This is a genomic window from Streptomyces sp. Q6, from assembly GCF_036967205.1.
GTDB lineage: Bacteria > Actinomycetota > Actinomycetes > Streptomycetales > Streptomycetaceae > Streptomyces > Streptomyces citrinus.
This window is the reverse complement of record NZ_CP146022.1, coordinates 311,023-337,032: the sequence shown is the minus strand read 5'-3', so window position 1 is coordinate 337,032 and position 26,010 is coordinate 311,023. Positions and strand designations below refer to the sequence as shown.

The following is a 26,010-nucleotide window of genomic DNA, read 5'->3' as shown; positions in this document are numbered from 1 at the left end:
GTACGGGCGTCGCAAGGCTCAGCTGCGGTACAGCTTCGTCCAGAGGGTCCATCCTGACGACCCGCCACCACCGTTGGCCCGGATGCTCCGTGGAGGACGCGGAGGCCAGGTCCGGCTCAAGCTGCTCTTGAGTTACCTCTGGATGCAGCGCGACGACACGGCGCAGGGACTCACCTTCGCGGGACGCGCCTGGGCCACACTCCTCGACCTTCGAGACCCCGCCACAGCCGGAGCCCGCCGCATCAGCGACGCCCAGGCCTGGCTCGCACAGAACGATTTCGTCGAGGTGGCCTCCCAGATGGGGCGCCCCAACCAGATCATGGTCCTGAACGAGAGCGGCAACGGCCAGCAGTACGTGGCTCCGGGAGCCGCAGCACGGAAGGAAGCCGCGGACAACACGCTGGGCCTGGGCGCGATGTTCCACCGATACGTGCAGATTCCCGAGGCCTTCTGGATCAATGGGTACCTCACCGTGCTTTCCGGTGCCGGCGTCGCCATGTTCTTGGTGCTGCTCTGCGAGCGAGGTCCGAAACCGAACGATGAGGCGCTGTGGTTCAGCCCGAAGGACGCAGAACGCCGCTACGCCCTCAGCGAGGACACCCGAAGCAAGGGGCTACGGGAGCTGGCCCAGGTCGGACTCGTACGGACCAAGCGACGCCCCATCAACCCAACCGACTTTGAGGTGGTGCACGTCCGCAACGTTCACTACCTCGATCTCGACCGACTCAGCGAGACCGCCGTCGTCCGGCCGCAGGTACGGCGCTTCGTGCGGGTGCCAAAGAACCGCTCGGCCGGGGACTGACCGACACCGCACTAGTGGACACCCTTGTTGAACGTCTGTCCCGCGGACCTGTTCTCGGAGGCGATCACGGTGCGGTTGGCGGGCTACATCAGCGTGTCGACGGGCGGGCAGCTCGACGAGTTCGGCCTGGAGGACCAGGAGCAGATCGTGCGCCGCTGGGGCGCGCACGAACGGGCACCGGCTCGTGAAGGTGTTCGTCGAGAAGGCCATGCCCGGCACCGTCGGCGGCGACGAGCGCCCGGAGTTGGGCGCCGCGCTCTCCTGGATCGAGGACAAGAAGGTCCACGGCATCGTCGCGCCGAACCTCGACCGGCTCGCCCGCGAGCTCGTCGTGCAGGAGGCGACGCTCACGCAGAGTCGTAGGCCTTACCGCGGCACCACTGGCCTACTCGTACCTCTCCCTGTCCTCGACATCGACATCTTCTTCGGTGAGGAGAAGATCCGGCACCTGGGGAAGGCCGAGGGCGAAATCGCCGACTTCGAGAAGCAGACGAAGCAGCGCAAGAAGTTCTACGCGGGCGTCGAGTTAGGCACGGGCGTCTCGAACAAGATGGACGACATCATCGACAAGGAGAAGTACAAGTTCGCCGCCGAGATCTATCGCCTTCGCGAAGTCCTTGAGAGAGGCATCAGAGCAGGTCAGGCGTGCTCAGTAACAGCATCTGCCGCACGGCGGCGCTTGGTTCTCATCGAGGGCGACACGTAAAAGGCGATGTCGCCTACGTGGGATGCATCACAGCCCAAACTGCCCGGCAGTGGATCAACATCCCCGCTTGCGTCGCCTGGCCGTTGCGCTGACCTGCTAGAACCCCGTCCAAGTGGTCATGGGGCGGAGCACAACAACCACGTTACATAGCCCGCGGAAAAGTGTTCCCCCCGCTCGGGCTTGATCGGCCGTCAGGCAGGCGACCACGGGCCTGAGTGCCCGCTGGTTGTCAACACCTGTCTGTAGCGTTGTGGGCACCGAAACCCCTTCGGCATGACGAAGGGAGACCTCGTTGCGGCACTTGCTTCCTACGGCCGGCTGCGAGGAGGTCTCCCTCTCGTTACGTCGAGGTGGTCCGTCCTGCCGTGAGGAGAACTGACCGCGTGACGTCCATCGACGGTACCCCAGCCGGTACCCCTGACCCCAGCTCGAACCGACTCGCTTGGGCCACCCTCGCGACGGTGCTCGTCTCCATCGTCGCGGTGGTCATCCTGTCGCTGACGCACAACACCGAGGCAGCCGCCACCGTCGGCAGCATCGGCACGGCGATCGCCGTGGGCGGCGGTGTGCAGTTCACCACGCGCCGCCGGCAGTAGAGCGTTGTTGCACGGGGTTCCCAGGCGCTCGTGACGCCCTGCGGGGTTCAACCCGCAGGGCGTTCGGGAACCGATCGGTTGTTGGACACCACGCCGTTCACGTCCCCTTTCGCATTCTTCAGCCATGACCGCGTCGAGCGACGGCGCGCACAATCCCCACGCGAGCGGCAAGTTCGGAGACCGGGGCAAGCGCGGCAAGTGCTTCGCGAAGCGGATGCTCGTGGCCGACGACGTCTTCGACGAAGCCTGAGGCGACGCTCCATGCCGAGTTCGAGGGGCAGACGCATGAGCGCAACGAGATCGGCAGTCTCGTTAAGAGCGGCAAGTCTTCGCGAAGCCCCTGTTCGAGGTGCCGACCAGGCGCGCCGACATCGCTGAACATGCAGTGCATCCGCTACTGGAACTTCGGCTTCATGAAGAAGGTCGAGGAGCTCATCCTGCCGACGGACGGCAAGTTCCATGGCGACAAGAACAATGACGTCCGAGAGTCGGTCAATCTGAACGTCGCCGAGCTGGTGACATATATCACGACGTGGGTGGCGCGCCCCTGGCCGACTCGGCGGCTCAGCTTGCGAGCCGCACGGCACTGAGCTGCGAGAACGCCAGCGGAGGGATCGTGGGCCGGAGCTCAACAACCACGCTACACAACCATCGAAAAAGCGTTCCCCTGCTGGGTCTTGACGGCCCATCTGGAGAGTCCTGGGGGTACCGCCAGCCCCGGTGGTTGTCAGCGTGCTGAGTAGGGTTGTTCCTCGCCGAAACCCCTTCGGCACGACGAAGGGAGACCTCGTCGCGGCTCTTGCTTCCTACGGCCGACCGCGGGGAGGTCTCCCTCTCGTTACGTCGAGGTGGTCCGTCCTGCTCTGAGGAGAACTGACCGCGTGACGTCCGTCGACCGTACCCCAACCGCACCCCCCGAACCCAGCTCTGATCGGCTGGCCTGGGCCATTGTCGCGACCGCGTTCGTTTCCGTCGTGGCCTTGGTCGTACTGGCCCTGACGCACAACTCTGAGGCCGCCCTCGTCGTGGGGACCATCGGAGGTGGCGTCACCACGATGCAGATCAACGCACGCAACCGGCGCTGAACATGGCGGGTGCTCGGCCGCCTGGCCCATCACGGACACCTCGGTGTCCGACCGTGGGATGAGCGCGGCCGAGCCGGCGAGGCGGACCCCAGGGCAGCTCACCCGTCGGGTGTCGCCGCGTACCCGTACTGCCAGATGCTCACCCCCGGTTCACCGGGAATCGGATGCGGCGTGCTCGGTCCCGTGATGTTGTGGCAGGCCGTCAACTCGTGCGCCACGGCCAGCACGTCCTTCGGGGAGGCACCCTCGATCGTGATGCGCACCAGGCCGGGCAGTTTCAGGTAGGCAGGGCGGTCGTCCATGCCGAGGGCGACGTCGCATGCCGCGCCTACGGTACGACTCGCGTGGAGCCGTCACTCCTTCGAGGAGGAGCTGTCCGCTCAGACGGGCGGGAAGCCCATCGACGTGCGCAGCAGGCGCGCGGTCTCCCCGGCGGTCGCCCGGGTCTCCTCCTCTGCGGCCCCGGCCGCCAGCTCCTCCAAGAGGAGGGCGGCCGCCTGCAGGACACCGAGCTGGACCGGGACGGTCTGCAGCGCGGCGAGCGCGACCGCAGCTTGGCCGGCCGCGCAGCGATCTCTCCGTCCCGTACGCGCTGGTCGTGCACCACGACCCCATCACCGACCTCCGGCTGTCCGCGACGGACCTGGGCGTCTATCTGCGCTGTCGGTGGCCGCTGGACGTCTGCGCCCCGTACGGCAGCCTGGACTGGCTGATCAACGAGCTGAAGATGCCGGAGGACGAGACCCGCGAGCGACGCGAGCTCCGGCGTCCACGAGGCTGTCAAGGCGACCATCGACGACCTCACCCCGGCCGAGCGGTGCGCCGTCGCCCGGTTCGCCCGGGCTTGCCGACCGCCGCACAGAGCAGGCGCAGGCCACGGTCGTGGAGGAACAGAAGTGCTACCTCTCCGGTGAGTAGCCCCGGCGCTCGCGGCGTGTGACTACAAAGGCTGCAGCTCCGGCAGGGGTGTCAGATCCCGGGCGTAGTCGGCTCGGACCATGAAAATCCCAAAATCGACTTCTTCAGACCAGATACGGATCGACTGGTAGAAGGGTGGAGGCCAGTCGGTGTCCAGCGACCACCGCACGCCGACCAGGTTTGTGCCAGCAAGGTTCGCCTCAAGCAAGTTCGTGCCGATCAGCGACGCCCCCGTGAGATCGGCCTCGTACAGGTCCGCACGGCGGAGGTCGGCACGCCGCAAGGTAGCGTGCATCAGCCGGGTACGGGAGAGATCGGCCCGTGCCAGGACGGCGTCGGTCAGACGCGTGCCGATGAGCGTGGCCCGGGAGAGATCCGCGTGGGCAAGTACTGCCTGGGTCAGGTCGGCTCCGCCCAGGGATGCCCGGTGGAGGTTGGCGCCCGTGAGGTCGGCCCCTGCGAGGTGGTAACCGGTGAGAAGGGCGTGAGACAGGTCGGCGCTGCGGAGATCAGCGCCGGTGGCGTCAGGATGCCGCTCCTCCCACGTCATGAGCGAGTCCGGACCGACATCGATGGGCGCTGCGTCGTAGACGGCCTGGAGGCCGACCTCCAGGTCGAGTTCAGCTTCCACGGCAGCCAGCAGCGCCTGGTTCGTGGTGTTGAGCAGGTCGTCGAGGGCGGCGTCGTCGTCGAAGTGGTTCATCGTCCGCCTCCGTCAGTCGAGGACAGCAGGATCGTTTTAAGGCGAGCACGGCCGCGGCTCAGGTTCTGTCGCACAGCCTCCGGGGTCATGCCGAGAGCGACGGAGATCTCGGTGGTGGAGAACTCGTCCAGGTGCCAGGCCAGGACTTGGCGCTGCAGCGGGGGCAGGCTGGCTAGAGCCGCGCACACCCTGGCCTCTTGCTCTTTGAGTTCCACCTGCTGCAGCGGGCACGGTCCGCCCGGCAGTTCAGGAATCTCCTGGACTGGTTCCTCACGGTGGCTGTGGCGACGCCAGTAGAGGCGCAGGGACACCTGACGCAGCCATGCAGCCGGGTGCTCGATCGTCTCCCACTTCACAAAGGCCTCGGTGAAGGCTGCCTGGGACGCCTCTGTCGCCTCATGGATGCTGGCTCCTTGTCGCATCAGGTGCCGCACCAGCTTGGCCATGTGCTGGCTGTAAAACTGAGCGAACTCCAGTTGAGTGGCGCGGTGGGGCGCTGAGTCGGAGGGGCGCGTGGGCGCGATCCGAGTTCCGTGGTCAGACATCGTCGTTCCTGTCCGCCGGACCGATTTCGAAGCGCAACTCCTCGCCGTGGCGAAGTTCGGTAACCACACTGCCCGGGGGCAGAGCCCGGACTCGTTCGCTTGTGCCCCGCTGGCGTAACTCGACCAACTGCACCTGGGCGCGGCTGCGGATCCACAGGTAGAGCAGCCGGGTACTCAACAGGACCGCGAAGCTGGCCACTCCAAGGACTGTCTCCGGCAAGTCATCCCCCTAGGACTCGGTCGCCGTGGCACGAGGCTGCACCGCGGTCGTTAGGGAGTGCATCCAGTGCGACCAAACGTGACATCGAAGCGTGAGTGATCCGCGCCTCACTCCCCACCGAGAATCCGGGGCCGCACCCCGAGTTCATGGAGATGGTGCACGCCCGGTTCGCCGCTCTGAGAGCGAGCTAGACCAGGCGTAGCACCGGCCGGCTGTCCGGCAGGCCGAGCAACGTGATGACGCGTTCCTGTGACCAGGCCAGTTCGCGGGCCAACGTTCGGACGCTCAGACCCGTCTCACGCTCCGCCAGGTCAAAAGCCTGCGTCAGCATGCTGGGCTGTTCCCCGGGGAAGCCGGAAACCGCTTCGGGAGCGAACCCGGACTGCCCCTCGAGACCGCGCAGTCGCTGATAGGTCCTGCTCGCCGTGGCATCGGAAAACAGGCCCAGTTCCCGACACCGGTAGACCAGGGAGTGCACGGACACCCCCCAGGACCTTCGCAGTTCGGCCAGCCGTCCCAGGTCCATCCGCCGCGGCAGCAGCGGCAGGATGCTCTCACGCGGGGTGAGGAACTCGGCGGCAAACGCATCCGCCTCCCGTTCCTGCCTGCTGTCCCCCGTGGCGTCCCCGTGCAATACCAGGTGGCCCAACTCGTGCGCCGCCGTGAAGCGGTGCCGGTACACGTCGTCGGCCCGGTTGTGCGTGAGCACGATCAGCGGTCGGGCGGAGCGTGAGGAGAAGGCGTCGACCGTGGCCGCGGCCGGGTCAGCCGAGAGGGGCAGGACCACCACGATGCCGCGGGCTTCCATCCGCCGCACCAGATGGCTGACGGGCCCGTCCCCCAGATCCCAGGCGCGTCGCAGAGCTTGAGCCGCCGACATCGGTTCCGACGGCAGGGCCGTTCCCGGGTGCACCTCGCCACCGGCGAATCCGGGAAGGTCGACCAGCGGCAACTGCACCCGCCGTTCCAGAGCGTGCGTCAACTCCCAGACCTGTTCGGCAAAAGCCAGGGCCCGTTCCCGGTGCGCCTTGGGCGTACTGCGCAGACTGCGGAAGTGGGCCATCGAGGCATCGAGGCGAGCACTGGGGCGGCCCGCGATGAAGAACTCCGCCGGAACGTCGAGCACCTTGGCGAGCAGCGTGACCACGTACGGGCGCGGGCGGGACACTCCCGTCTCGTACTGGCCGACTGCCGCTGGCGTCACGCCCACATGCTCGGCCACGTCCTTCTTCGTCAGCCCAGCCAGGCGCCGAGCCTGGGTGAGCCGCAGCGGGTCGAAGGCCGCCGACACAGCACTGGCCGCGGCTTCACGGTCTTCCAGTCCCGGAAGGACAGGGTGATCAGTTGTCATTGCTCTCGCTTGCCTGACGATCGATAGGGGTGATCTCGACGACTGGAGCATCATTGTGCTGGTCGCCCGCAGCGTCCCTGCGCGGCGCCAGCACGACCGAGGGCTCCGCTTCCTCGTCCCAGCGACGACCGTCCTGACGAGGAACGGAAAGCAGCGGTCCGGCGGGTGCCCTGTCCGGCAGCGGCAGCGGCTCGGGGTCGATCGTCCACTCCAGGGTTCCCGTCTCGTCCGCCAGCGCGGCCACGCCCCAGTACGGCTTGAGCAGGCCGGCCGCGTTGCAGGCGAACGGTACGAGAACCAGACGGGTGTCCGCAGGCAGCGCGGCGAGGCGCGGCCGCAACTCGACGGCGCCGGGGTCGAAGGCGTACTGGCCGAACAGATCGGCCTGCTCCGAAGGCGGGGCGAAGGCGAACAGCTCCCGGATGACGGACCACACGTTCTGGATCCGTGCGCTCCGCACCTGGCTGTCCCTCTTGGAGAAGCAGAAGGGATAGAGCAGCCCGTTACCGACCCGGACCAGGTCGAACTGAAAGCCGTTGGGCTTCACCAGCTCAGCCCCCGGAACATCGCTGAGCGCCTCGCTGACCCGCTCGAACGCCCCGCGGTACCGGGCGACCCCGTGGACCTGTGTGGAGGACACCCTGGCGTCCTGCTGCGAGGCGCGGGCGTTGTCCTGCATCTCGTTCAGGGCCCTGCCGATCTTCACGCGGACCGTCAGGGCGATGTCCTCGCCACCGAACAACTCGCTGGCCCAAGCAGACACATCAGCGTTCATCGCCGACCCTTCAGGTCACAGCTTCACCAGGAAGCGCAATACCGATGCCAGTACTTTATTTGATCACAAGTAACTTGCGCAGGCGCTTTCGTGAAGAACCGTCACGCCCGCCACCCGGGCGTGCAGACCTGTGGTCGGGCGGCGTGGTACCCGGGGGCTTCGCCGCCCCCGGGACCCCGCTGCCCCCGTCACTCCCCGAATCCGCATCGTCGTGGCGCAGATCCCTGCGCGCCGTGAAGCACCGGGGCGTGGTGGGGGCTGCCCGTCGGCGGGCGGTGGCTGGGGAGACCGTTCTCGGGGCGCGGTGCGGCCGATACGGTGAGGTGGACACGGCACACGCGATGCCGGGCATCGGGTGAGGTGCCCGAAGGGTGCCTGATGCGCGGCAAGTTGTTCCGGCTGTTGGTAGTGATCGCCATCGGCGTGATGATCGGCGTGGCCAACCCGCCCAAGTAGCGGACTGTCGTAGCCGTACGAGCAGACCCCCGGCACAGGCCGCGCGGGTAAAGCCCGCGCCAGTCCGCCGTCGCTACCAGGCCCAGGACTAGGGCGTTTCTTTCGGATCATCCGAAAATGCCTTTGTGGTCGTTTGAGCAGGCCTTACCCTTGCCGCCGTGCCAATGACTGATGGCGACATGGCTGTCGCGCTCAAGCCCGCCGGGTTTCGCTTCGTTCAACGGGTCTACGGGGAGATCCGAACGCCTGAGCTGCCGCCCGGCTACAGCCCGGCGAGCGCACGCCCCGAGCACGGACGGTTCGACTCTCGCCCGGATGAGGTGGCGGATGTGGACGAGCCTGGCCTGGCGGACAAGGTCAATGCGAGCTGGTATCGCATGGCGGTGGACCATGGCTTGTTCAGCGAGGAACGAGAGTTCTTGCTCGCAGTCGACTTCGCGCTTCCTGAGGACGAGGACGTCGAGGGGGAGTATCGAGGCTGGGCTCGCGTCCGTCTTCTCGACGAATGGGACGTGGTGCGCAGTGAGGTCGCTCAGTTCCGCAGTTCGATGGGAGATCTGCTGACGGAGCGGTTCGTCCCGGAGTTCACGGTCGTCTCGCTCGACGGCCAGGTGTTGATGAACACCACTGTCTGGGGCAAGGGCACCGTAAGCACAATCGCCATCCGGCCGTGATGCTCCGGCGTTATCGTGCCGACCAGATAAAGATGCCTGCGATGTGGAGTCCGGCGAGGTAGATGGTGGCGTTCTTGTCATAGCGGGTGGCAAGCCCGCGCCATTGCTTGAGCCTGTTAATGCACCGCTCGACCGTGTTCCGCTGCTTGTAGGCCTCGCGGTCGAAGGCCGGCGGTCGGCCGCCCCAGCTGCCGCGCCGCTTGCGATTCGCGGCCTGGTCGGAGGGCTGGGGGATCACCGCCCGGATCCCGCGCTCGCGCAGACGGGTCCGGATCGCGCGGGACGAGTACGCCTTATCGGCCAGGACCATATCCGGTGTTGTCCGGGGTCGACCGATCGGCCGCGGCACTCGCAATCGGGCCATAACCGCGGGAAATGCGGGCGCGTCCCCGGCCTGCCCGGGCGTGAGGACGAACGCCAGCGGCCTGCATCGGCTGTCCGCGGCGAGGTGGATCTTCGTGGTCAGCCCGCCGCGGGACCGTCCGAGGGCATGATGGTCCGGCTCGCCGGCCGTAGCAGCCCCTTTTGACGGGCCCCGGCGGCGTGCTGATGAGCCCGGACGATCGTGGAGTCGACCGCGACGACCCAGTCGAGGTCGCCCTCGGCGTCGGCTTGGGCGAGCAGGGCGGTGAATACCTTCTCCCAGGTGCCGTCGGCGACCCATCTCCGCAGCCGGTTGTGGGCACCCTTCCACGAGCCGAAGCGATCGGGCAGGTCCATCCACGGAGTGCCAGTGCGGTACTTGAACTCAATCGCGTCGAACACCTGTCGATGATCACGCCATCGCCCACCCCGCTGAGGTGTCCGGTCCGGCAGCAACGGCTCGATCCTCGCCCACTGAGCGTCAGCCAACGGCACACATCAACCAACGATTAGATGATCCGAAAGAAACGCCCTAGCTGTATTGACCCGCAGGGTTGTTGACGCGGGTGATGGGTGGCTGGCCGCCGAGTGCGGTGTGGCTGCGGTGGTGGTTGTAGGTGTGCAGGAAGTCTGCCAGGGCCGCGGTGCGTTCGTCGTTGGTGGTGTAGAGCCGCTGGTAGGCCCATTCCTCGAGCAGGGTGCGGTTGAAGCGTTCGACCTTGCCGTTGGTCTGGGGCCGGTAGGCGCGGGTGAGCTTGCCACTCGCGCCGAGTTCGGCCAGGACGTTCTTCCAGGCCAGGCCCTTGCGGTAGGCCCAGGCGTTGTCCGTCAGCACGCGTTCGATGCGGGTGATGCCCATCTCGGCGAAGAACGCGGCCGCGCGGGTGAGGAAGGCCGCGCAGGTCGCGGCCTTCTCGTCCGGGTGGATCTCGCTGTAGGCGAGGCGGGAGTGGTCGTCGACGGCCGAGTGGATGTAGTCGTAACCCATGTTGTTGCGGGTGACGCGGCCGGCCTGGCGGCCCAGGGCCTTGTGGCCGCCGCCGTCGGGAATCCGGCCGAGTTTCTTCACGTCGATGTGGATCAGTTCGCCGGGCCGGTCGCGTTCGTAACGGCGGATCACGGTGCCGGTCGGCCGGTCGATCCAGGACAGCCGGTTCAGCCGGTGGCGGGTCAGAACGCGGTGCACGGTCGAGGCGGGCAGTCCCAGGATCGGGCCGATCCGGGCCGGCCCGAGCTTGCGGTCGGTCCGCAGCCGGCAGACGTCGGCCTCGATGCTCGCCGGGGTCCGATGCGGTGTCGTCAAAGGCCTGCTGGAGCGGTCGGCCAGGCCCGCCCCGCCCTCGGCTCGCCACCGCCGGAGCCATTTATGGGCGGTCGCCCGCGAGATGCCCATCTCGGCGGCGACATGGGCGACGGGACGGCCGGACGCGACACGTTCGACCAGCAGGCGCCTGCCGTGCACGGTCAGCCGGGCATTACGGTGGGACACGAAGACCTCCGTGTGGTGCAGTCCTAGACAGCTCCACCACATCGGAGGTCTTCGCCATGATCAAGCCCGACGACTGTCAACAACGCTCGTGATCAATACACCTAGCGGGCGCGTTCGCGGCGGGCGACCGCCAGGCCCGCGGCGCCGACGAGCAGCAGCACGACGACCGTGCCCAGCGTGAACGCCTCGAACGCGGCACGGGAGACCCCCCACACCTCGTGGAAGTCGTAGTCGAGGCCGACCACGCTCTCCAGGACGCCGGGGAAGAGCGCCGACCAGGAGCCGATCAGGATCCAGGCGTAGACCAGGCCCGCGCAGATCAGGAACCCCGGGTTGCCGAACGGGACCCGGAAGGGACGTACGGCGTCGGGGCGGCGGAGCCGGAGCAGCACCAGGGCCGGGACGACCACCAGGTACGACAGCAGCAGCGTGGTGACGGCCACGGTGAGCACGACCGCGAAGACGGCGGCGGCGTCGCCGTCGGCGAGTCGCATGGCGGCCAGCATGAACACGGTGGCGACGGCCCCCGAGAGCAGGTTCGTGCGCACGGGCGTGCCGAGCCGGGGATGGAAGACGCCGAGGGAACGGGAGAAGAAGCCCCCGTCGGCCGCGGCCATCGCCTGCATGCGGTCGCTGACGATCATCCAGGCGCTGCCCTGGGTGAGGAGCGCGAAGACGAACATGACCGCGGTGAGGGTGAGCAGCGGTCCTGCCGCGCCGCCGTACACGGAGAAGACGAGCCGGGCGCCCTCCATGAACCCGCCGATGCCGGTGACCTTCCCGGCGGGCGCGACGGCCAGGAGCGCGAGGACGGGCAGCAGGTAGCAGCAGGCGGCGACGGCCGCGGAACGCCCCAGCGCCGCGGGCACATCGCGCTGCGGGTTGTGCATCTCCTCACCGGCCGCGTTCGGCGCCTCGAAGCCGACGTACGCGAACAGCAGGATGGGGACGAGGCCGAGGAAGCCGGCCGTGGTCGGGGTGAACCGGGCGTCGGTGAGCCCCTGGAACCCGTGCTCGACGCCGTAGAGCACGGCGGTGGCGGTGAACAGCACCAGGCAGAGGACCTTCACCAGGGCGCCCGCGGTGGTGATCCACTTGCCGCGCCGCAGGGAGACGACGGCGGTGAGGATGGCGGCCCAGACGAAGAGCAGCTTGAACGTGTAGTCGGCGAACGTCCCTGAGCCCAGGTGGAAGACGAATCCGTCCCATGTCTCCGCGGCGAGGAAGACCAGCGAACCGCCCAGCCAGATCGGGTTGGTCACCCAGTAGAAGAGCGTGGTCAGAACGGCCGCGGGCCGGCCGAGCGCGAGTTTGACCCACACATAGGGGCCGCCCTCCTGCGGGAACGCGGCGCCGGTCTCGGCGAACAGCAGGGCGTAGGGGATGAGGAAGAACAGCGCGATGACCGCGGTCCAGGTGGCGGCCTCGCCGCCGCCGGTGGCGATCTGGCCGACGGTGTCGAAGGAGATCACCGCCGCGATGGCCATCGCGGTGATGTCGAACCGCTTGAGGCTGCGTTGCAGACCGGCGGTGGGTGGCGACGTGGGAGGGGCGGAGGAGGTCATGTCGGAGGACACGGGCAGTTCCTAGGACGGGAGGCGGGGACTGCGGGGGAGCGCGTGCGGGCGCGGTGACGGGTGGGGGCCGTGTCGGGGGAGCGGCCGGGGAGACCGACGGGGGTCGGCCTCCCCGGCGGAGGGCGTCAGGCGGAACGGATCTCGCCGGTGGGCGTGGTGCGTTCCAGGACACTGTGCAGGGCGGAGGCCGCTTCCTTCGCCTCGGCCTCGGTCATGATCAGGGGCGGGGAGAGGACCAGGCTGTGGGCGGAGTCGCGGACGATGACGCCGGTCTCGCGGCGGATGACATCGTGCGGCATCCGGTCCGGGTCCAGGGGCAGCGGGGCGCGGGTGGCGCGGTCGGCGACCAGTTCGACGGCGAGCATCATGCCGACCGAGCGGATCTCACCGACGATCGGCAGGTCACCCAGCCGGCTCTGGAGCTCCGCGTGCAGGAACGCGCCGAGACCGGTGGCGCGGGCGAGCAGCCCCTCCTTCTCGATGAGATCGAGGTTGGCGAGGGCGACGGCCGTGGCGACCGGGTGGCCGTTGTACGTGTAGCCCATGGGGAAGCCGTGGTCGCGCAGGAGCACCTCGGTGACGTGGTCCGCGACCATCAGGGCGCCGAGCGGTACGTACCCGGAGGTGATGCCCTTGGCGGTGACGATGATGTCGGGGGTGACACCGAAGTACTGCGCGGCGAACCACTCGCCCACGCGTCCGTACGCGGTGACGACCTCGTCGAAGATCAGCAGGATGCCGTGCCGGTCGAGGACCTCGCGCACCCGGGGCCAGTAGTCGGCCGGCGGGACGAGCATGCCGCCGACGCCCATGATGGGCTCGCCGATCATCGCCGCGATGTTGCCGGCGCCGATCTCGGCGATGCGCTCCTCCAGCTCCCGGATCAGGAAGTCGGTGGGGTCCTCTCCCGCGTACAGCTCGGTCCGGTACGGCCACGGCGGGGTGAGGTGCGAGACGTGCGGCATCATCGGGGCGAAGCCCTCGTGGTACACCGGGAATCCGGTGGCCGAGCCGCCCCCGTAACCGATGCCGTGATACGCCTTGTCGCGGGCCAGGATCCAGGTGCGGTCGGTGTCGCCGCGCCGGTGGTGGTAGTAGCGGGCCATCTTGATCGCGGCCTCGTTGCCCTCCGAGCCGCCGGACGTGAAGTACACGTGGTTCAGCGGGTCCGGGGCCAGCGAGGCGAGGCGCGTGGCGAGCTCGATCGCCCGGTCGTTGGAGAACTCCCAGAAGCTGGTGAAGTACTCCAGCTTCTTCATCTGCTCGTGGGCGACGTCGGCCAACTCGGTCCGGCCGTGGCCCACTTGGGCGAGCCAGAGGCCGCCGGTGGCGTCGAGGTAGCTCCGGCCCTCGGAGTCGCTCAGCCGACAGCCGGACCCGGCCGTCATGATCACCCGCTCCTCGGTGGTGCCGGGGAGATAGGGGTGGATGATGTGGGCGCGGTCGGCCGCCAGGAGGCTCTGGTGGTCCTGGTCGTTCATGGGGGATGTCCTTCCGTACGGGTCAGGCTGCGGGTGCCGTGAGGTCGAGTGCGGCCAGCGCCAGGGCCTTCGCCGTGGCCAGCAGGTCGTCGACCTCGATGTACTCGTCGATGGTGTGGAGGGTCGGGGAGCCGTCGGGCCTGGTCGCGGTCGGGCCGAGGCAGACGGCGGGGGTGTCGGCGAGCCGGGTGAGGGTGGCCGCGTCGGTCCAGGACGGCTCGCCGAGGACGCGCGGCGCCCGGCCGAGGGCGACGGCCGCGCTCTCAAGTGCCGTCACGACGGGGTGGGTTCGGTGCACTTCGGCGGGTGGCAGTTCGGTGTCCCAGGTGAAGCGGGGCGGGTGCGCCGCGAGCCAGCCGTCGGCGGCGCAGGCGTCCTGCACGGCCGCCTCGATCTCGGCCCGCACCGAGCTCGCCCAGCCGCCGCCGTCGGCCTGCACCGGGAGATAGGTGATGTCCAGGCACACCTCGCACGACGCCGGATACGTCACCCACCACTCGCCGCCCTTGATGGTGGTGGGCACGATCGACGGCGGCGGGAGCAGGGGATGGGTGTGCGCCGGATCGTCGGCCCAGCGCTCGCGCAGCGCCTGGAGCGCGGCGAGCGCGGGCAGGGTCTTCTCGATGGCGTTGACCGCGCCGCCCGAGCGCCAGTCGCCGGGCGGGTGCTCGGCGTGCCCGGGACGCCCCTCGACGCTCAACGTGCCGCCCAGGATGCCGCGTTGGGCGGTGACGACGTTCAGGTCGGTGGGCTCGGGGACGATCGCCGCGTCCGCCTTCACCCCGTACGCGAGGGAGGCGAGGGTGCCGGCGCCGTTCCACTCCTCGTCGGTGACGGTGTTGACCAGCAGGTCGCCGGGGAGCCGGATGCCGAGGGCCGCGAGGGTCTCGGCGGCGATCACCATGGCGGCGATGCCGCCCTTCATGTCACAGGTGCCGCGGCCGTACAGGCGCCCGTCGCGGACCTCGGCGCGGAACGGGTCGCTGCTCCACGCCTGGCGGGGTTCCGCCGAGACGACGTCGATGTGGCCGTTGAAGAGGAGGGAGCGGCCGCCGCCCGTGCCGGGGAACCGGGCGATGAGCTGAGGGCGCCCGTCGAAGCCGAGGCCCGGCGGGGTCTGCGGGGAGTGCGGCAGGTCGGACGGTCGCGGGGTGACGACGTCGACCGTGGCGCCCGCCGCGCGCAGCCGGGCGGCGAGGTGGTCCTGGAGGTCGTGCTCGGCGCGGTGCCGCTCGTCGGCGGAGCCCCGCACGGTGGTGTCGAAGGCGACGAGTTCGGCCGTGAGCGCCACCAGATCGTCGCGGCGGCGGTCGAGTTCGGCCAGGAGCCGCTGAGTGTCGTGCCCGCTCATCCGTAGCTCACCCACGTCGTCTTCAGGCCCGTGTACTTGTCGAAGGAGTGCAGCGAGAGGTCGCGGCCGTAGCCGGACTGCTTGAACCCGCCGAAGGGGGTCGCCGGGGACAGCGCGTCGACGGTGTTGACCGAGACCGTGCCCGCGCGGAGGGCTTCGGCGGTGCGGTGGGCGCGGGCCAGGTCGCGGGTCCAGACGGAGGCCGCGAGCCCGTACGGGGAGTCGTCGGCCAGCCGGACCGCCTCGGCCTCGGTGTCGAAGGCGTGCACGGTGAGGACCGGTCCGAAGAGTTCCTCGCGGGCCAGCGGGGCGTCGGGGGCGAGTCCGGTGACGATCGTCGGGTGGACGTAGGCGCCGTGGCGGTCCGGGCGCGTGCCGCCGCACACCACGGTGCCGCCGGACTCGGCGACTGCCTTGAGCACCCGGACGGCCTGCGCCTCGTCGACGAGCGGGCCCAATGTCGTGGCGGGGTCGAGGGGGTCGCCGGGCGCGAACGACGCGGTGTGTTCGGCGACGCGCGCCGTGAACTCCTCGGCCACCGAACGCTCCACGAGCAGCCGGGTGTTGGCGGAGCAGACCTGCCCGGAGTTGTAGGCGAACCCCGCGGCGGCGCGGGCGGCCGCCGTCTCCAGGTCGGCATCGGCGAACACGAGGTTCGGGCTCTTGCCGCCGGCCTCCGGCCACACCTGCTTGAGGTTCGACTCGGCGGCGTAGGCGAGGAAGCGGCGGGCCGTCGCCGTGGAGCCGGTGAAGGCGAGGGTGTCCACGTCGTGGTGGCGGCCGAGCGCCTGGCCCGCGCGCTCGCCGAGGCCGGGCACGACGTTGAGCACGCCGGCCGGGAGCCCCGCCTCCGCCGCCAGCTCCGCCAGCCGCAGCGCGGACAGCGGGGACTGCTCGGCGGGCTTGAGGACGACGCTGTTGCCCGCCGCGAGTGCGGGAGCCAGCTTCCAGCTCGCCATGTCCAGCGGGAAGTTCCACGGGACGACCGCGCCGACGACGCCGAGCGGCACGCGTCGTACGAGAGCCAGGTTGCCGGGCGGCGCCGGTGCCACCTCGTCGTAGAGCTTGTCGGCGGCCTCGGCGTACCAGGCGAAGACTCCGGCCGCGCCGGGTACGTCGGTGCCGTAGGACTCGGCGATCGGCTTGCCCATGTCGAGCGTGTCCAGGAGGGCCAGTTCGCGGCCGTTCTCCTCGATCAGCGCGGCGAGCCGCAGCAGTACGCGCTTGCGGACCGCGGCGTCCGCCCGTGACCAGTCACCGGCCTCGAAGCTGCGGCGCGCCGCGCGCACGGCGTCGTCGACGTCCGGGGTGTCGCAGGAGGCGACCTCCGCGACGGTGCGTCCGGTGGCCGGGTCGACGGTGGCGAAGGTCTCGCCGGAGCGCGCGTCACGCCAGTCGCCGTCGATGAACGCCCGGGTGCGCGGCGTGAGGTGACGGGCGAGCGTCGCCCAGTCCTGGTGCGTGTGGGTCATGCTGCGGGCACTCCTGTGATCGGTGCGGGCGCGGGGGTGTCGCGGTGCGTGCTGCGGGCCGCGAGCAGCCAGTAGAGGGGGACGGTGACGACCAGGCCCGCGATCCAGCCGAGGTCGGTGTCACCGAGGGCGTGGGCCAGCGGGCCCGTGTAGAGGGACTGCGCCATGAACGGGATCTCGGCGAGGATGCCGATCGCGTAGACGGCGAGGGCCGTGACGTTCCAGCGGCCGTAGACGCCGCCGTCGCGGGCGAAGAAGGACGGTACGTCGTACGCGCCGTGCCGGATCAGATAGAAGTCGACCAGGTTGATCGCCGTCCAGGGGATCAGGACGTACTGCAGGACGTAGATCAGGTTCAGGTAGTTCGTCATGAAGCTGTCGGCGAGTGCCAGGGCGAGCGCGACCGAGAGGGCGGTCAGGGCCGCACCGATCACCGCGCGCCCGGTGGCGCGGGGCAGCCAGCGGTGCGCGAAGGTCTGCACCGCGGTGACGGCGCAGAGCACCGCCCCGTACAGGTTCATGGAATTGGTCAGCATGGTGACCAACGCGAAGCTCCACAGCGTGAGTTGACCGAGCGTGGAGCCCAGGAGGTGGTGGAGGGCGGCGATCGGGTCGCCGTCGCCCGCGATGCCGATCGCCGCGCCGACCACCATCGGCAGCACGCTGCCGAGGACGCAGCCCGCGTACGTGCACCACAGGGTGGAGCGGACGCCGGCCCGATGGGCGGGCATGTAGCGGGAGTAGTCGGAGACGTAGGGCGCGTAGGCGATCTGCCAGAGCGCGCCGACGGACACCATCCCGAGGAACCCGGCGACGCTGAAGCCGCCGGAGGTCAGGAAGTCCGAGGGCAGGCCGCCCGCGAACAGGTAGACGGCGCCGACGACCTGGATCGCGCCGAACGCCCAGGTGGTCCAGGCGCCGATGCGGTGCATCAGGCGGTAGCCGACGACCGCGACCGCGAGGCTGACCACCGCGCACAGCAGCACGCCGGTGCCCTCGCCGAGCGGGGTGACCTGCCCGAGCGACTGCGCCCCCACGACCAGGTTCGACGCGAAGAAGCCCTGGTACATGACGATCACGACGAGCACCACGGCGAGAGCGCCGACGCTGCCGAACTGGCCGCGGCTCTGGATCATCTGGGGCACCCCGAGCTGCGGCCCCTGCGCCGAGTGCAGCGCCATGAGGAAGCCGCCGCCGAGATGCCCGACGAGCAGGGCGGCCAGGCTCCAGTAGAAGGAGAGCCCGAAGGCGGTGGGCGCCAGGGCGCCGGTGACGACGGTGAGCGGGCCCAGGTTGGCGCTGAACCAGATGGTGAACAGGTCGCGGGTGCGGCCGTGGCGCTCGTCCTCGGGAACCACGTCGATGGTGCGGCGTTCGATGCGCTCGGGGCCCGGGGTGAGGTCATCGCCGGGCGGTCGAGCTGGCTGACTGTCCATGTCGTCTCCGTGAGGCGATCCGGTGGAACCAGTTCTTTGAGCCTGGATTCAAACAATGCGTGAGGAACACGTCAATGGGTTGGCCAGGATCTGCTTGCTTTATCTGAACGGCGTAACAGAGAATTAACCGCATGGGAAAACCGGGGAGACCGAAGAACCAGACCGCACGGCGCGAGGCGCTCGTGGACGCGGCGGGGCGGGCCATCACGGAGCGGGGCCTGGAAGGCCTGCGCATCAAGGACATCGCCGCGGAGGCCGGCATGTCCGCCGGGTCGGTCCTCTACTACTACCCGGAGCTGGACGACCTGGTCCTCGAGGTGCACCGGGGCGCCGTCGCACGCTTCCTGACGGCCCGGCACGCGGTCACCGACGATGTGGCCGACCCGGTGGCGCGGCTGCGCGCGCTGATCGCCTCGGGACTGCCGTCCGCTCCTGACGACGCCACGCACGGACTGCTGTACGAACTGCACGGCCGCGCCGACCGCAGCGCCGGGCACGCCGAACTGATGGCGTCACTGTTCGCCAGCGAGGTCGGCCTGTACACCACCGTGCTCGAAGTCGGCGCCGCGACCGGCGCGTTCACCCTGACGGCATCCGTGCACGATCTGGCCAGCAACCTGGTCGCTCTGGAGGACGGCTACGGCCTGCACATCGTCAGCCGCAACGCCGCCCTGACCCGGACCGAGGCCCAGCGCCTCATCCGCGGCCACGCGCGGGCGGTGACGGGATGCGCCGAGCTGTAGCGGCTCTCAGGCCCGGTCCGGGCGGGGCGCGATGTCGCGCAGGACGTCCATCACGGCGCGGGCGCGCGCGGTCTGCGTCACGTCGGCCACCGAGGCGATCTTGACCTCCAGCGGGGGGCCGCCGTCGCGGAGCGCGAGTTCGGCGACCTCGCCGCCGCCGTACGTCTGGCTGGTCGCCGGACGCTGGTTGAGGACGGAGTAGCCGAGCCCCCGGGCGACCAGCGAGCGCACGGTCTCGTAGCTCCGGGTGCGGTAGCGGACGTCGGGGGCGGTGCCGGTGGCGGCGACCAGCGCGTGGAAGTAGTCGCGGCTGTGCGGGAGATCGAGCAGTACGAGGGGGTCCGCGGACAGCTCGGCGAGCGCGACACTGCCCTGCCCGGCCAGCGGATGACCGGCGGCGACGATGACGTACGCCGGCGCGCGGGCGATCGTCTCGCCGCGCAGCTCGGGCTCGGACGACAGGCCGAGTCCGTAGGTGAGGGCGAAGTCCACCCGCCCCGCGGCCAGGGCGTGCACGAGCTGGTCCGTCTCCGCCTCCACCACGTCGATCTCGATGCCCGGATGGCGCCGGGTGCACTCGCTGAACAGCGGCGGCAGGTAGTACGGGGCGAGCGTCACGAAGCAGCCCACGGTCACAGGACCGGAGAGCTGTTCGCCGTCCCCGCGGGCCTCCCGCTCCACCTCACGGGCCCGCGCGAGGAGTTCGCGCGCCTGCGCCCGCAGCCGTTCCCCCGCGGGGGTCAGGGTCAGCCCCTTCCCCCGGCGCCGGATGAACAGCTGGACCCGTAGCTCACGCTCCAGGTTGTAGACGGCCGTGGACACGGCGGACTGCGCGATGTGGAGTTCCGCCGACGCCTCCGTCATGGAGCCGCGCTCGGCGGCGACCAGGAAATAGCGCAGCTGGACAAGGGTGAAACCCAGCGGAGACGTCATGCGAGACCTTCGTGCCCGGTGATCCGTGTCCGCCCGACCTTACGTGTCGGCGAACAGCGCCGCCGTGAGGGTGTGCGCGACCGACAGCCCGCTCTGCCGGGTCCGTGGAGGGAGGGCCGCCGCGGACCCCGCCGCGGACGTGCCGGGGGTCGCCGCCAGGACCGCACCGCGCAGCGGTCCCGCGCCCCACGTCCCGTCTGGCCTCGTCAGCGGTGGGCATCGTCGCCTCCGCTCCGGTCCACGCCCGTCCACGCGAGCGCCGTGGCCCCGTCGAGCAGCGCGCGCTCGGCCGTCCCGCCCACGCAGTACGCGGCGAACTCCCGCTGGTGGTTGGTGGCGGGCAGGGAACCGATGCCGATGTAGGGGTGGATGGCGGGCACCACCTGGGAGACGTTGCCCATGTCGGTGGAGGCGCGGTTCATCCGGGCGGCCTGCCCCGGCGGCGCGAACTCCCGTCCGAGGGACAGGGCGTTGGCGCGGTAGTGGCCGAGCGCCGTCTCGTCGTTGCGGAACTCCGCGTACGGCCGGCTCTCCGGCTCGATGCGCAGGTCGCAGCCGGTGGCGAGGGCGCCCGCCTCGAAGGCGCGCACGACGCGCGGTTCCAGTTCGGCGAGTTCCGCGAGGGTCTCGGCCCGCACGTACCAGCGTCCGGTCGACCGCTCCGGGACGGCGTTCGGCGCGTCGCCCGCGTGGGTCACGATGCCGTGCACGCGCGCGGAGGAGGGCAGGTGCTGGCGCAGCAGACCGATGGCGACCTGTGCGACGGTGAACGCGTCGGCCGCGTTGACACCGGCCTCCGGATAGGCGGCGGCGTGCGCCGACCTGCCCGTGTACGAGACCTTGGAGTGACTGACCGCGAACGGGCGGGCCTCGGCGACGTCGACCGGCGCCGGATGCACCATCATCGCGAGATCGACCCCGGCGAAGGCCCCCCGCTCCAGCATCTCGATCTTCCCGCCGCCGCCCTCCTCGGCCGGGGTGCCGTAGACCTCCACGGTGAGCCCGGCGTCGTCGGCCACGGCGGCCAGGCCGAGAGCGGCACCGACCGAGCTCGCGGCGATGAGATTGTGCCCGCACGCGTGGCCCAGGCCGGGCAGCGCGTCGTACTCCGCGCACAGCGCGATCCGCACGGGCCCGCTGCCGAACCGGGCGACGAAGGCGGTGTCCAGGCCCAGGTAGGCGGAGGTGACGTCGAATCCGGCCCGGTCGAGCAGGTCGGGCACGGCGGCCGCAGCCCGGTGCTCCTCCCAGGCGGTCTCCGGATCGGCGTGCAGTCGCCGCGACAGCCCGACGAGTTCCTCGGCATGCCGGTCGACCGCGTTGCGGGCGGCTTGCTTCAGCGCGCTCATCGCGGATCTCCCGGCACGCCGTACGAGGGGGAGTCCGCGGGGTCGAGTCCGCGCCGTACGTAGTCGTCGCGCTGCGGCAGCCATACGTCGAGGAGGTCGCCGAGCCGGTCGACCGGGTCGTCGGCCCAGTCCACCCGCAGGTCGCTCACCCGCCAGCCCACGTCCGCGACGACCGCCAGCCCGGCCGAGCGCACCGGCCCCTCCTCGCCGCCCGCCGCGACGGCCGCCTTCAAGGCGGTCAGCAGCCGCTCCTCCAACTCCCCGGTGGCGGCGGTGTACGCGTCCACGAGCACACCGGGGATGTGCGGTCCCGACAGCATGTTCCCGGCCGCGACCGCACCGTCCGCGGTCGCCGACGCGTGCGTGCCCAGAGTCTGCGCGCCACTGAAGGCGAACCCGGGACCGGAGCGGCCCAGGACCGTCAACTGCCGGTAGGCGATGGACTGTTCGCTGCGTGCCGCGCCGGTGACGTCGGCCAGGGCGCGCGCCGCGTCACCGTGCCCGGCGAGCGCGTCGAGCAGGTCGGTGCCGAGCGTGGGGTCGGTGATGTTCTGCGAGGTGGCCGCGCCGACGCCGGGCCGCAGATGAACGACCCGCGCGGCGACGGCGGGACTGGACGAGACGGCCGCGACGCCGAACCGCTCACCGTCGCGGACCACCAGGGAGAACGTCACGCGCGCTCCTCCCTCGGGATCACCGCGACCGCGTCGATCTCGCACAGCCACTCCGGACGCGCGAGGGCCGACACCACCAGGCCGGTGGAGATGGGGTGGACGCCCTTGGTCCAGCGGCCCACCGTGCGGTAGACCGCCTCGCGGTAGCGCGGGTCGATCAGATAGATGGTCAGTTTGACCAGATGCTCCATGCGGCTGCCCGCCTCTTCGAGCAGCACCTTGATGTTCGCCATGGCCCGCTCGGCCTGCGCCTCGGCGTCGCCGACGCCCACCGACTCGCTGGTGTCGAGGTCCTGGCCGATCTGGCCGCGGACGTACACGGTGTCGCCCGCCACGACGGCCTGGCAGAGGTCGTTGTCGAGGCGCTGCTCGGGATAGGTGTCACGCGTGTTGAACGGGCGGATCCGGGTGTGGCCGCCGGCCACGATCGGGGCGTTCGCCATGGTCTGCTCCTCAGTCCTGGTTCGGGGCAAGGGGGTGGTTGAGGTATCCGAGCCGGGTCGTGATGTGGTCCGCGACGTACCGGGCGTCGTGCCAGACGCCCCAGATGAAGCTCGATCCGCGCCGGGACAGCCACGGCAGGCCGAGGAAGTAGACGCCCGGTTCGCGGGAGATGCCGCGCCGGTGGTCGGGGCGGCCGTGCTCGTCGAAGGCGTCCACGTCGAGCCATCCGTAGTCGGCGGCGAAGCCCGTCGCCCAGACGATGGAGGTGATGTCGGCCCCGGCGAGGTCGAGGGCGAGGCGGGGCTCGCTCACGCAGCGCGGGTCGGGGCCCAGGACGTGGGCCTGCGGCTCCTCGGGAAGATCGAGACCGTTGCGCTCGACGTAGGCGTCGGCGGCGCGCAGCAGGCCGAGATACTTCTCGTCGCCGAGCGCGATGTTGGCGGCGAGGTCCGGTGCGAAGCGCAGCACTCCGTCCTCGTACGACGTGGTCATGCCGACGAGTTCGACACCGGTCGCGGCCAGCGAGCGGAAGTCGACGGTGTGTCCGCCGCGCGCGCCGGAGACCGCGATGGTGACGTGTTCGGCGCCCTGCGGCGGCGTCTGCGCGTCCCACAGCCCGAGCACACCGAGCCACCAGCAGAAGTCCCGGCCGCGGTACTGGCGCGGCGGCCGGTCGTGCGGTCCGACCGAGAGCACGACCCGACGCCCGGACCGCCGCAGCTCGTCGGCTATCTGCACACCCGACGACCCGGCCCCGACCACCAGCACAGCCCCTTCGGGGAGTTGTCGGGGATTGCGGTACCCGCTGGAGTGGAGCTGTACGGGGCCGGCGTCCCGCGGCACGACGGGCGGGATCACGGGCCGCTGGAACGGGCCGGTCGCGGCCACGACGAAGCGGGCGTCCACGGACCCCTGCGACGTCTCGACGCGGAATCCGGGACGGCCGGTGTGCCGCCGTACCGAGGTCACCTCGACACCGCAGCGGACCGGGGCGCCTATCTTCTCGGCGTAGGCGACGAAGTAGTCGGCGACCTGTTCCTTCGAGGCGAAGCCGTCGGGGGCGACGGCCGTGAACTCCATCCCCGGGAACCGGTCGTGCCAGGCGGGCCCGTTCGCGACCAGGGAGTCCCACCGCTCCGAACGCCATCGTTCGGCGACGCGGTCCCGCTCCAGGACGAGGTGCGGGACGCCGTGGGCTCCCAGGTGCTCGCTCATCGCCACGCCGGCCTGGCCCGCGCCGACGATCACCACTTCGGTCTCTTCACTGGACATATGAGCCTCCCCTCAGGCGGTGCGCCGTCCCGCTGCGCGTCGACCTGGCCACCGCTGACGCCATCCTGGAGCGGCCCGTACATCCTGTCGAACAGATGTTTTCGTTAGGGGCTATCGCATTTTCAGATCCACTCCTGTAGCTGTGACGGCGGCCCAGGAGGAGGATGGGAAGGAGGAGTCGGCTGGTGGGAACACCGGTTCCCGGCGCCGGGTCCGCGTGGAAGGAGGTGCGACGCCATGTCGCAGTTCATGGACGTCCACCACGGAATGAAGGGCCTCACGGCCGACGACCTGATGAAGGCGCATCAGGCGGATCTCGCGATCGAGAAGGAGGAAGGCGTCCACTTCGAGAGGGCCTGGGCGGACCCGAAGTCGGGCACCGTCTACTGCCTGTCCGAAGCACCCTCGGCGGAAGCGGTCCAGCGCATCCACGAGCGGGCCGGCCACAAGGCCGACGAAATCCACCCCGTCCCCCTGACGGCGTGAACGACGCCGACCGCCGCTGGACGCGCTCGATGCCGGAGGCCTACGAGCGGTATCTGGTGCCGGTGTTCTTCCGCCCCTTCGCCGCCGATCTCGCCGCCAGAGCGGCAGCGCTGCGGCCCCGTACCGTCCTGGAACTCGCCGCCGGAACCGGGGCCCTGACCTCCGCCCTGCTCGCCGAGACGGACACCGTCTCGATCGTGGCGACCGACCTCAACGCCGCGATGGTCGCCTGCGGGTCGGCCAGGGAACCACGCGCGCACTGGCAGCAGGCCGATGCCCAGGACCTGCCCTTCGAGGACGCCGCCTTCGACCTCGTCCTGTGCCAGTTCGGCGTGATGTTCTTCCCCGACAGACCCGCCGCCTACGCACAGGTGCGCCGGGTCCTCGCCCCGCACGGACGCTTCCTGTTCAGCAGTTGGGGGCCCCTCGCCTCGCACGGATTCGGCGCGGAGTTCCAGGCGGCCCTGGAGCACGCCCTCCCCGAAGGAGCACCGTCCTTCCTGCCGGAGGTGCCGCACGGGTACAGCGACCCGGCCGTCGTCGAGGCGGACCTCGCCGCCGCGGGCCTCGCCCTCGACCGGGCCGAGCAGGTGACCCTGGAGGGGGTCGCGGAATCGGCCGCGTCCGTCGCCACCGGGTTCCTCACCGGCACACCCGTGACCGCGGCGGTCGCGGCCCGGGACGACGCCGGGGAGGTGCGCGACGCCGTCATCCAGGAGATGACGAACCGTCTCGGCACAGGACCCGTGCGGGCGCCGATGACGGCGACGGTCTACACGGCGCGACCCGTGGCCGATGAGTGAGGGTGGTGCGACCAACCGCGCACGACGGGTCCCGGGGCCTGTTCGTGGCACGGCTCGCCTGTAGGCTCGGTGCGGTCGACGTCGTTCTGCTGTGCCTCGCTTGCTGACGGGAGGGTGCTGGGATGCCCAGAGGTCTGCCCTTCCGCACCCCTGAGCACGTCGCCCAGGTGGCGGGCCATGTGTCGGAGCTGCTCGACGTGTTGTGGTGCCGCGGCCAGGAAGCGACGCTGTCGGGCCCCCTGCCGCCGTCGCAGTTCAGGGCGCTGGCGGTCATCGAGGAACAGCGCAGGGTGAATCAGCGGACCTTGGGCGAGGCGCTCGGGTCCCGGCCGTCCTCGGTGAGTCGCCTGTGCGACCGTCTCGAAGCCGCGGGCCTGGTGGAGCGCCTGGCCAGCCCCACGAGCCGGCGCGAGGTCGACCTGCGGCTGAGCCGACGCGGTGAGGCCGTCCTCGACGACTTCCGAGCGTCCCGCGCACGCGAGATCGTGACGGTGCTGCGGACCATGTCCCCGGATCAACTGCGCACGCTGGCCGAGGGGTTGGAGCAGTTCGAGCACGCGGCCGCGGCGCACATCGGGCTGAGCGAGGAGCAGATCGAGTCGGTGGGTCCCGCGGAGGCCACCGCCTGACCGGGGTGTGACGACGTTCAGGGACACCCGTCGTCGTCGTGGTGCCGGCAGGGCCCGCTCGCCTCGCCGAAGGCCCGCAACCCCGTCAGCAGATCCTGGCGCGCGGCGTCCGGCATGCGGCTCAGGACCGCGCCGAAGAGTTCGTCGCGCCGGACACCGACGGTGTCGAGCACGTCGTGCCCCTGCGTGGTCAGGGTCAGCCCTATCTCGCGCCGGCCGGCGGGAGCCGGACCGCGGCGCAGCAGGCCCGCCGCTTCGAGGCGGTCGCAGAGCCGGCTGGCGGCGGGCGGTGCGGCGCCGACCGCCTCGGCCAGGGCACGCAGGTTGATGTGCGGCTCGGCCCGTGCGGCGAGCAGGGCCTGGAGCTGAAGTTCGGACACCTTCGGCGACGTGGACCGGGCGGCGCGGGCCCACAGCGCTGCCATGGTCTCGACCGCTTCGGCGGCCTCCGCCGTCCATCCGGTGCCGGGGTCGTCCGACGGAGCTGCGCAGTTCATGCGGCCGTCACCTTCCATGAACAGTGCTGCGTCTCTCGCGGGCCGGGACTGCGGCACCCCTGTGCCGTGTGCCCGTTGTGTCGAAGGTAACCCCGGGTCCGACGGGGAGTGCGGTCGCGCCGCAGATCGGTCCGGGCTTGCTCGCGGGCCGAGCCCTGGCATGGGTGACCACGGGATAGA

The 26,010-nt window shown here is 70.3% G+C and carries 29 protein-coding genes and 1 pseudogene; 11 read left to right on the top strand and 19 right to left on the bottom strand.

Going from position 1 to position 26,010, the window contains the following annotated elements:
* Positions 1-142 precede the first annotated feature (142 nt).
* The 6 genes and pseudogenes from V2W30_RS01735 (at position 143) to V2W30_RS01710 (ending at position 3,189) form a co-directional block, all read left to right on the top strand.
* On the top strand, positions 143-802 hold the full coding sequence (locus tag V2W30_RS01735) for a hypothetical protein (RefSeq protein ID WP_338693023.1): 660 nt from the start codon (positions 143-145) through the stop codon (positions 800-802).
* Between the two features lie 151 nt (positions 803-953).
* Positions 954-1,508, top strand: a pseudogene (locus V2W30_RS01730) (hypothetical protein); the annotation flags it as partial.
* 383 nt (positions 1,509-1,891) lie between these two features.
* Positions 1,892-2,104, top strand: coding sequence for a hypothetical protein (locus V2W30_RS01725; protein WP_338693021.1), 213 nt, complete (start codon positions 1,892-1,894; stop codon positions 2,102-2,104).
* A 124-nt stretch (positions 2,105-2,228) separates the two neighbouring features.
* Positions 2,229-2,354, top strand: coding sequence for a hypothetical protein (locus V2W30_RS01720; RefSeq protein WP_338693019.1), 126 nt, complete (start codon positions 2,229-2,231; stop codon positions 2,352-2,354).
* 130 nt (positions 2,355-2,484) lie between these two features.
* Positions 2,485-2,694, top strand: coding sequence for a hypothetical protein (locus V2W30_RS01715; RefSeq protein WP_338693017.1), 210 nt, complete (start codon positions 2,485-2,487; stop codon positions 2,692-2,694).
* A 291-nt stretch (positions 2,695-2,985) separates the two neighbouring features.
* Positions 2,986-3,189: a hypothetical protein gene (locus V2W30_RS01710; RefSeq protein ID WP_338693015.1), complete on the top strand. Its 204-nt coding sequence runs from the start codon at positions 2,986-2,988 to the stop codon at positions 3,187-3,189.
* 98 nt (positions 3,190-3,287) lie between these two features.
* Here V2W30_RS01710 and V2W30_RS01705 read toward each other — a convergent pair whose 3' ends face one another.
* The 6 genes from V2W30_RS01705 to V2W30_RS01680 form a co-directional block, all read right to left on the bottom strand.
* The gene (locus V2W30_RS01705; RefSeq protein WP_338693013.1) at positions 3,288-3,491 is read right to left on the bottom strand and encodes a hypothetical protein; all 204 of its coding nucleotides are present in this window, start codon (positions 3,489-3,491) and stop codon (positions 3,288-3,290) included.
* 638 nt (positions 3,492-4,129) lie between these two features.
* Positions 4,130-4,810 (bottom strand): pentapeptide repeat-containing protein, encoded by a 681-nt coding sequence (locus V2W30_RS01700; RefSeq protein ID WP_338693011.1) that lies wholly within the window; start codon positions 4,808-4,810, stop codon positions 4,130-4,132.
* Positions 4,807-5,355, bottom strand: coding sequence for an RNA polymerase sigma factor (locus V2W30_RS01695; protein WP_425244466.1), 549 nt, complete (start codon positions 5,353-5,355; stop codon positions 4,807-4,809). Before V2W30_RS01695 ends, V2W30_RS01700 begins: the two co-directional genes overlap by 4 nt.
* The gene (locus V2W30_RS01690) at positions 5,348-5,554 is read right to left on the bottom strand and encodes a hypothetical protein (protein ID WP_338693010.1); all 207 of its coding nucleotides are present in this window, start codon (positions 5,552-5,554) and stop codon (positions 5,348-5,350) included. The genes V2W30_RS01695 and V2W30_RS01690 overlap by 8 nt, the downstream gene beginning before the upstream one ends.
* Positions 5,555-5,762: 208 nt before the next feature.
* Entirely contained in the window at positions 5,763-6,926 is a 1,164-nt protein-coding gene (locus V2W30_RS01685; protein ID WP_338693009.1) for an XRE family transcriptional regulator, read from the bottom strand.
* Positions 6,916-7,701 carry a hypothetical protein gene (locus tag V2W30_RS01680; protein WP_338693008.1) on the bottom strand — a complete coding sequence of 262 codons (786 nt, stop codon included), beginning with the start codon at positions 7,699-7,701 and terminating at the stop codon, positions 6,916-6,918. The genes V2W30_RS01685 and V2W30_RS01680 overlap by 11 nt, the downstream gene beginning before the upstream one ends.
* A 620-nt stretch (positions 7,702-8,321) precedes the next feature.
* On the opposite strand from V2W30_RS01680, the gene V2W30_RS01675 reads away from it, so the two are divergent.
* A complete protein-coding gene (locus tag V2W30_RS01675; RefSeq protein ID WP_338693006.1) occupies positions 8,322-8,831 on the top strand; it encodes a hypothetical protein in 510 nt (169 codons plus the stop codon).
* A gap of 10 nt (positions 8,832-8,841) precedes the next feature.
* Here the strand turns inward: V2W30_RS01675 and V2W30_RS01670 are convergent.
* The 7 genes from V2W30_RS01670 to V2W30_RS01640 all read right to left on the bottom strand — a co-directional run bounded on the left by V2W30_RS01670 (position 8,842) and on the right by V2W30_RS01640 (position 18,000).
* Positions 8,842-9,689 (bottom strand): IS5 family transposase gene (locus tag V2W30_RS01670; protein ID WP_338693004.1). Its coding sequence is split into 2 segments (ribosomal slippage): positions 8,842-9,338 and positions 9,338-9,689, totalling 849 coding nucleotides; the frame shifts between segments, so codons are not numbered across the junction.
* A 37-nt stretch (positions 9,690-9,726) separates the two neighbouring features.
* Positions 9,727-10,683, bottom strand: coding sequence for an IS481 family transposase (locus tag V2W30_RS01665; protein WP_338692774.1), 957 nt, complete (start codon positions 10,681-10,683; stop codon positions 9,727-9,729).
* A 101-nt stretch (positions 10,684-10,784) separates the two neighbouring features.
* Positions 10,785-12,260, bottom strand: a complete 1,476-nt coding sequence (locus V2W30_RS01660; RefSeq protein ID WP_338693002.1) for an APC family permease — start codon at positions 12,258-12,260, stop codon at positions 10,785-10,787.
* A 125-nt stretch (positions 12,261-12,385) separates the two neighbouring features.
* Positions 12,386-13,741, bottom strand: a complete 1,356-nt coding sequence (locus tag V2W30_RS01655) for an aspartate aminotransferase family protein (protein ID WP_338693000.1) — start codon at positions 13,739-13,741, stop codon at positions 12,386-12,388.
* A gap of 22 nt (positions 13,742-13,763) precedes the next feature.
* Positions 13,764-15,092: an ArgE/DapE family deacylase gene (locus V2W30_RS01650; RefSeq protein WP_338692998.1), complete on the bottom strand. Its 1,329-nt coding sequence runs from the start codon at positions 15,090-15,092 to the stop codon at positions 13,764-13,766.
* Positions 15,089-16,564, bottom strand: a complete 1,476-nt coding sequence (locus V2W30_RS01645; protein WP_338692996.1) for an aldehyde dehydrogenase — start codon at positions 16,562-16,564, stop codon at positions 15,089-15,091. Before V2W30_RS01645 ends, V2W30_RS01650 begins: the two co-directional genes overlap by 4 nt.
* Complete coding sequence (locus tag V2W30_RS01640; RefSeq protein WP_338692994.1) at positions 16,561-18,000, bottom strand: cytosine permease; 1,440 nt, start codon at positions 17,998-18,000, stop codon at positions 16,561-16,563. Before V2W30_RS01640 ends, V2W30_RS01645 begins: the two co-directional genes overlap by 4 nt.
* A 131-nt stretch (positions 18,001-18,131) precedes the next feature.
* Here V2W30_RS01640 and V2W30_RS01635 point away from each other — a divergent pair, with 131 nt between their 5' ends.
* Positions 18,132-18,743, top strand: a complete 612-nt coding sequence (locus tag V2W30_RS01635) for a TetR/AcrR family transcriptional regulator (protein WP_338692993.1) — start codon at positions 18,132-18,134, stop codon at positions 18,741-18,743.
* A gap of 6 nt (positions 18,744-18,749) precedes the next feature.
* On the opposite strand, the gene V2W30_RS01630 is transcribed toward V2W30_RS01635, so the two are convergent.
* The 5 genes from V2W30_RS01630 to V2W30_RS01610 form a co-directional block, all read right to left on the bottom strand.
* Positions 18,750-19,676: a LysR family transcriptional regulator gene (locus tag V2W30_RS01630; protein ID WP_338692991.1), complete on the bottom strand. Its 927-nt coding sequence runs from the start codon at positions 19,674-19,676 to the stop codon at positions 18,750-18,752.
* Positions 19,677-19,882: 206 nt separating this feature from the next.
* Complete coding sequence (locus V2W30_RS01625; protein ID WP_338692989.1) at positions 19,883-21,025, bottom strand: M20 family metallopeptidase; 1,143 nt, start codon at positions 21,023-21,025, stop codon at positions 19,883-19,885.
* Positions 21,022-21,699 carry a DUF1028 domain-containing protein gene (locus V2W30_RS01620; RefSeq protein ID WP_338692985.1) on the bottom strand — a complete coding sequence of 226 codons (678 nt, stop codon included), beginning with the start codon at positions 21,697-21,699 and terminating at the stop codon, positions 21,022-21,024. The genes V2W30_RS01625 and V2W30_RS01620 overlap by 4 nt, the downstream gene beginning before the upstream one ends.
* Positions 21,696-22,142, bottom strand: a complete 447-nt coding sequence (locus V2W30_RS01615) for a RidA family protein (protein ID WP_338692983.1) — start codon at positions 22,140-22,142, stop codon at positions 21,696-21,698. The genes V2W30_RS01620 and V2W30_RS01615 overlap by 4 nt, the downstream gene beginning before the upstream one ends.
* Positions 22,143-22,152: 10 nt before the next feature.
* The gene (locus V2W30_RS01610; RefSeq protein ID WP_338692981.1) at positions 22,153-23,415 is read right to left on the bottom strand and encodes an NAD(P)/FAD-dependent oxidoreductase; all 1,263 of its coding nucleotides are present in this window, start codon (positions 23,413-23,415) and stop codon (positions 22,153-22,155) included.
* A gap of 237 nt (positions 23,416-23,652) precedes the next feature.
* Here V2W30_RS01610 and V2W30_RS01605 point away from each other — a divergent pair, with 237 nt between their 5' ends.
* From V2W30_RS01605 to V2W30_RS01595, 3 genes are all read left to right on the top strand, one after another.
* Positions 23,653-23,901: an SCO4226 family nickel-binding protein gene (locus V2W30_RS01605; protein ID WP_338692979.1), complete on the top strand. Its 249-nt coding sequence runs from the start codon at positions 23,653-23,655 to the stop codon at positions 23,899-23,901.
* 29 nt (positions 23,902-23,930) lie between these two features.
* Positions 23,931-24,704: a class I SAM-dependent methyltransferase gene (locus V2W30_RS01600; protein WP_338703438.1), complete on the top strand. Its 774-nt coding sequence runs from the start codon at positions 23,931-23,933 to the stop codon at positions 24,702-24,704.
* A 122-nt stretch (positions 24,705-24,826) separates the two neighbouring features.
* On the top strand, positions 24,827-25,333 hold the full coding sequence (locus tag V2W30_RS01595; RefSeq protein ID WP_338692977.1) for a MarR family winged helix-turn-helix transcriptional regulator: 507 nt from the start codon (positions 24,827-24,829) through the stop codon (positions 25,331-25,333).
* Positions 25,334-25,350: 17 nt separating this feature from the next.
* On the opposite strand, the gene V2W30_RS01590 is transcribed toward V2W30_RS01595, so the two are convergent.
* Positions 25,351-25,830 carry a MarR family winged helix-turn-helix transcriptional regulator gene (locus V2W30_RS01590; RefSeq protein WP_338692975.1) on the bottom strand — a complete coding sequence of 160 codons (480 nt, stop codon included), beginning with the start codon at positions 25,828-25,830 and terminating at the stop codon, positions 25,351-25,353.
* Positions 25,831-26,010 lie beyond the last annotated feature (180 nt).

What these genes read in the sequence shown, in the direction of transcription:
- V2W30_RS01735 (WP_338693023.1), top strand. Translation starts at nt 143, where the DNA reads ATGCAGCGCGACGACACGGCGCAGGGACTCACCTTCGCGGGACGCGCC.
- V2W30_RS01720 (WP_338693019.1), top strand. Translation starts at nt 2,229, where the DNA reads ATGACCGCGTCGAGCGACGGCGCGCACAATCCCCACGCGAGCGGCAAG.
- V2W30_RS01715 (WP_338693017.1), top strand. Translation starts at nt 2,485, where the DNA reads ATGCAGTGCATCCGCTACTGGAACTTCGGCTTCATGAAGAAGGTCGAG.
- V2W30_RS01705 (WP_338693013.1), bottom strand. Translation starts at nt 3,491, where the DNA reads ATGGACGACCGCCCTGCCTACCTGAAACTGCCCGGCCTGGTGCGCATC.
- V2W30_RS01700 (WP_338693011.1), bottom strand. Translation starts at nt 4,810, where the DNA reads ATGAACCACTTCGACGACGACGCCGCCCTCGACGACCTGCTCAACACC.
- V2W30_RS01695 (WP_425244466.1), bottom strand. Translation starts at nt 5,355, where the DNA reads ATGTCTGACCACGGAACTCGGATCGCGCCCACGCGCCCCTCCGACTCA.
- V2W30_RS01685 (WP_338693009.1), bottom strand. Translation starts at nt 6,926, where the DNA reads ATGACAACTGATCACCCTGTCCTTCCGGGACTGGAAGACCGTGAAGCC.
- V2W30_RS01680 (WP_338693008.1), bottom strand. Translation starts at nt 7,701, where the DNA reads ATGAACGCTGATGTGTCTGCTTGGGCCAGCGAGTTGTTCGGTGGCGAG.
- V2W30_RS01675 (WP_338693006.1), top strand. Translation starts at nt 8,322, where the DNA reads ATGACTGATGGCGACATGGCTGTCGCGCTCAAGCCCGCCGGGTTTCGC.
- V2W30_RS01655 (WP_338693000.1), bottom strand. Translation starts at nt 13,741, where the DNA reads ATGAACGACCAGGACCACCAGAGCCTCCTGGCGGCCGACCGCGCCCAC.
- V2W30_RS01650 (WP_338692998.1), bottom strand. Translation starts at nt 15,092, where the DNA reads ATGAGCGGGCACGACACTCAGCGGCTCCTGGCCGAACTCGACCGCCGC.
- V2W30_RS01645 (WP_338692996.1), bottom strand. Translation starts at nt 16,564, where the DNA reads ATGACCCACACGCACCAGGACTGGGCGACGCTCGCCCGTCACCTCACG.
- V2W30_RS01640 (WP_338692994.1), bottom strand. Translation starts at nt 18,000, where the DNA reads ATGGACAGTCAGCCAGCTCGACCGCCCGGCGATGACCTCACCCCGGGC.
- V2W30_RS01635 (WP_338692993.1), top strand. Translation starts at nt 18,132, where the DNA reads ATGGGAAAACCGGGGAGACCGAAGAACCAGACCGCACGGCGCGAGGCG.
- V2W30_RS01630 (WP_338692991.1), bottom strand. Translation starts at nt 19,676, where the DNA reads ATGACGTCTCCGCTGGGTTTCACCCTTGTCCAGCTGCGCTATTTCCTG.
- V2W30_RS01625 (WP_338692989.1), bottom strand. Translation starts at nt 21,025, where the DNA reads ATGAGCGCGCTGAAGCAAGCCGCCCGCAACGCGGTCGACCGGCATGCC.
- V2W30_RS01615 (WP_338692983.1), bottom strand. Translation starts at nt 22,142, where the DNA reads ATGGCGAACGCCCCGATCGTGGCCGGCGGCCACACCCGGATCCGCCCG.
- V2W30_RS01610 (WP_338692981.1), bottom strand. Translation starts at nt 23,415, where the DNA reads ATGTCCAGTGAAGAGACCGAAGTGGTGATCGTCGGCGCGGGCCAGGCC.
- V2W30_RS01605 (WP_338692979.1), top strand. Translation starts at nt 23,653, where the DNA reads ATGTCGCAGTTCATGGACGTCCACCACGGAATGAAGGGCCTCACGGCC.
- V2W30_RS01600 (WP_338703438.1), top strand. Translation starts at nt 23,931, where the DNA reads ATGCCGGAGGCCTACGAGCGGTATCTGGTGCCGGTGTTCTTCCGCCCC.
- V2W30_RS01595 (WP_338692977.1), top strand. Translation starts at nt 24,827, where the DNA reads ATGCCCAGAGGTCTGCCCTTCCGCACCCCTGAGCACGTCGCCCAGGTG.
- V2W30_RS01590 (WP_338692975.1), bottom strand. Translation starts at nt 25,830, where the DNA reads ATGAACTGCGCAGCTCCGTCGGACGACCCCGGCACCGGATGGACGGCG.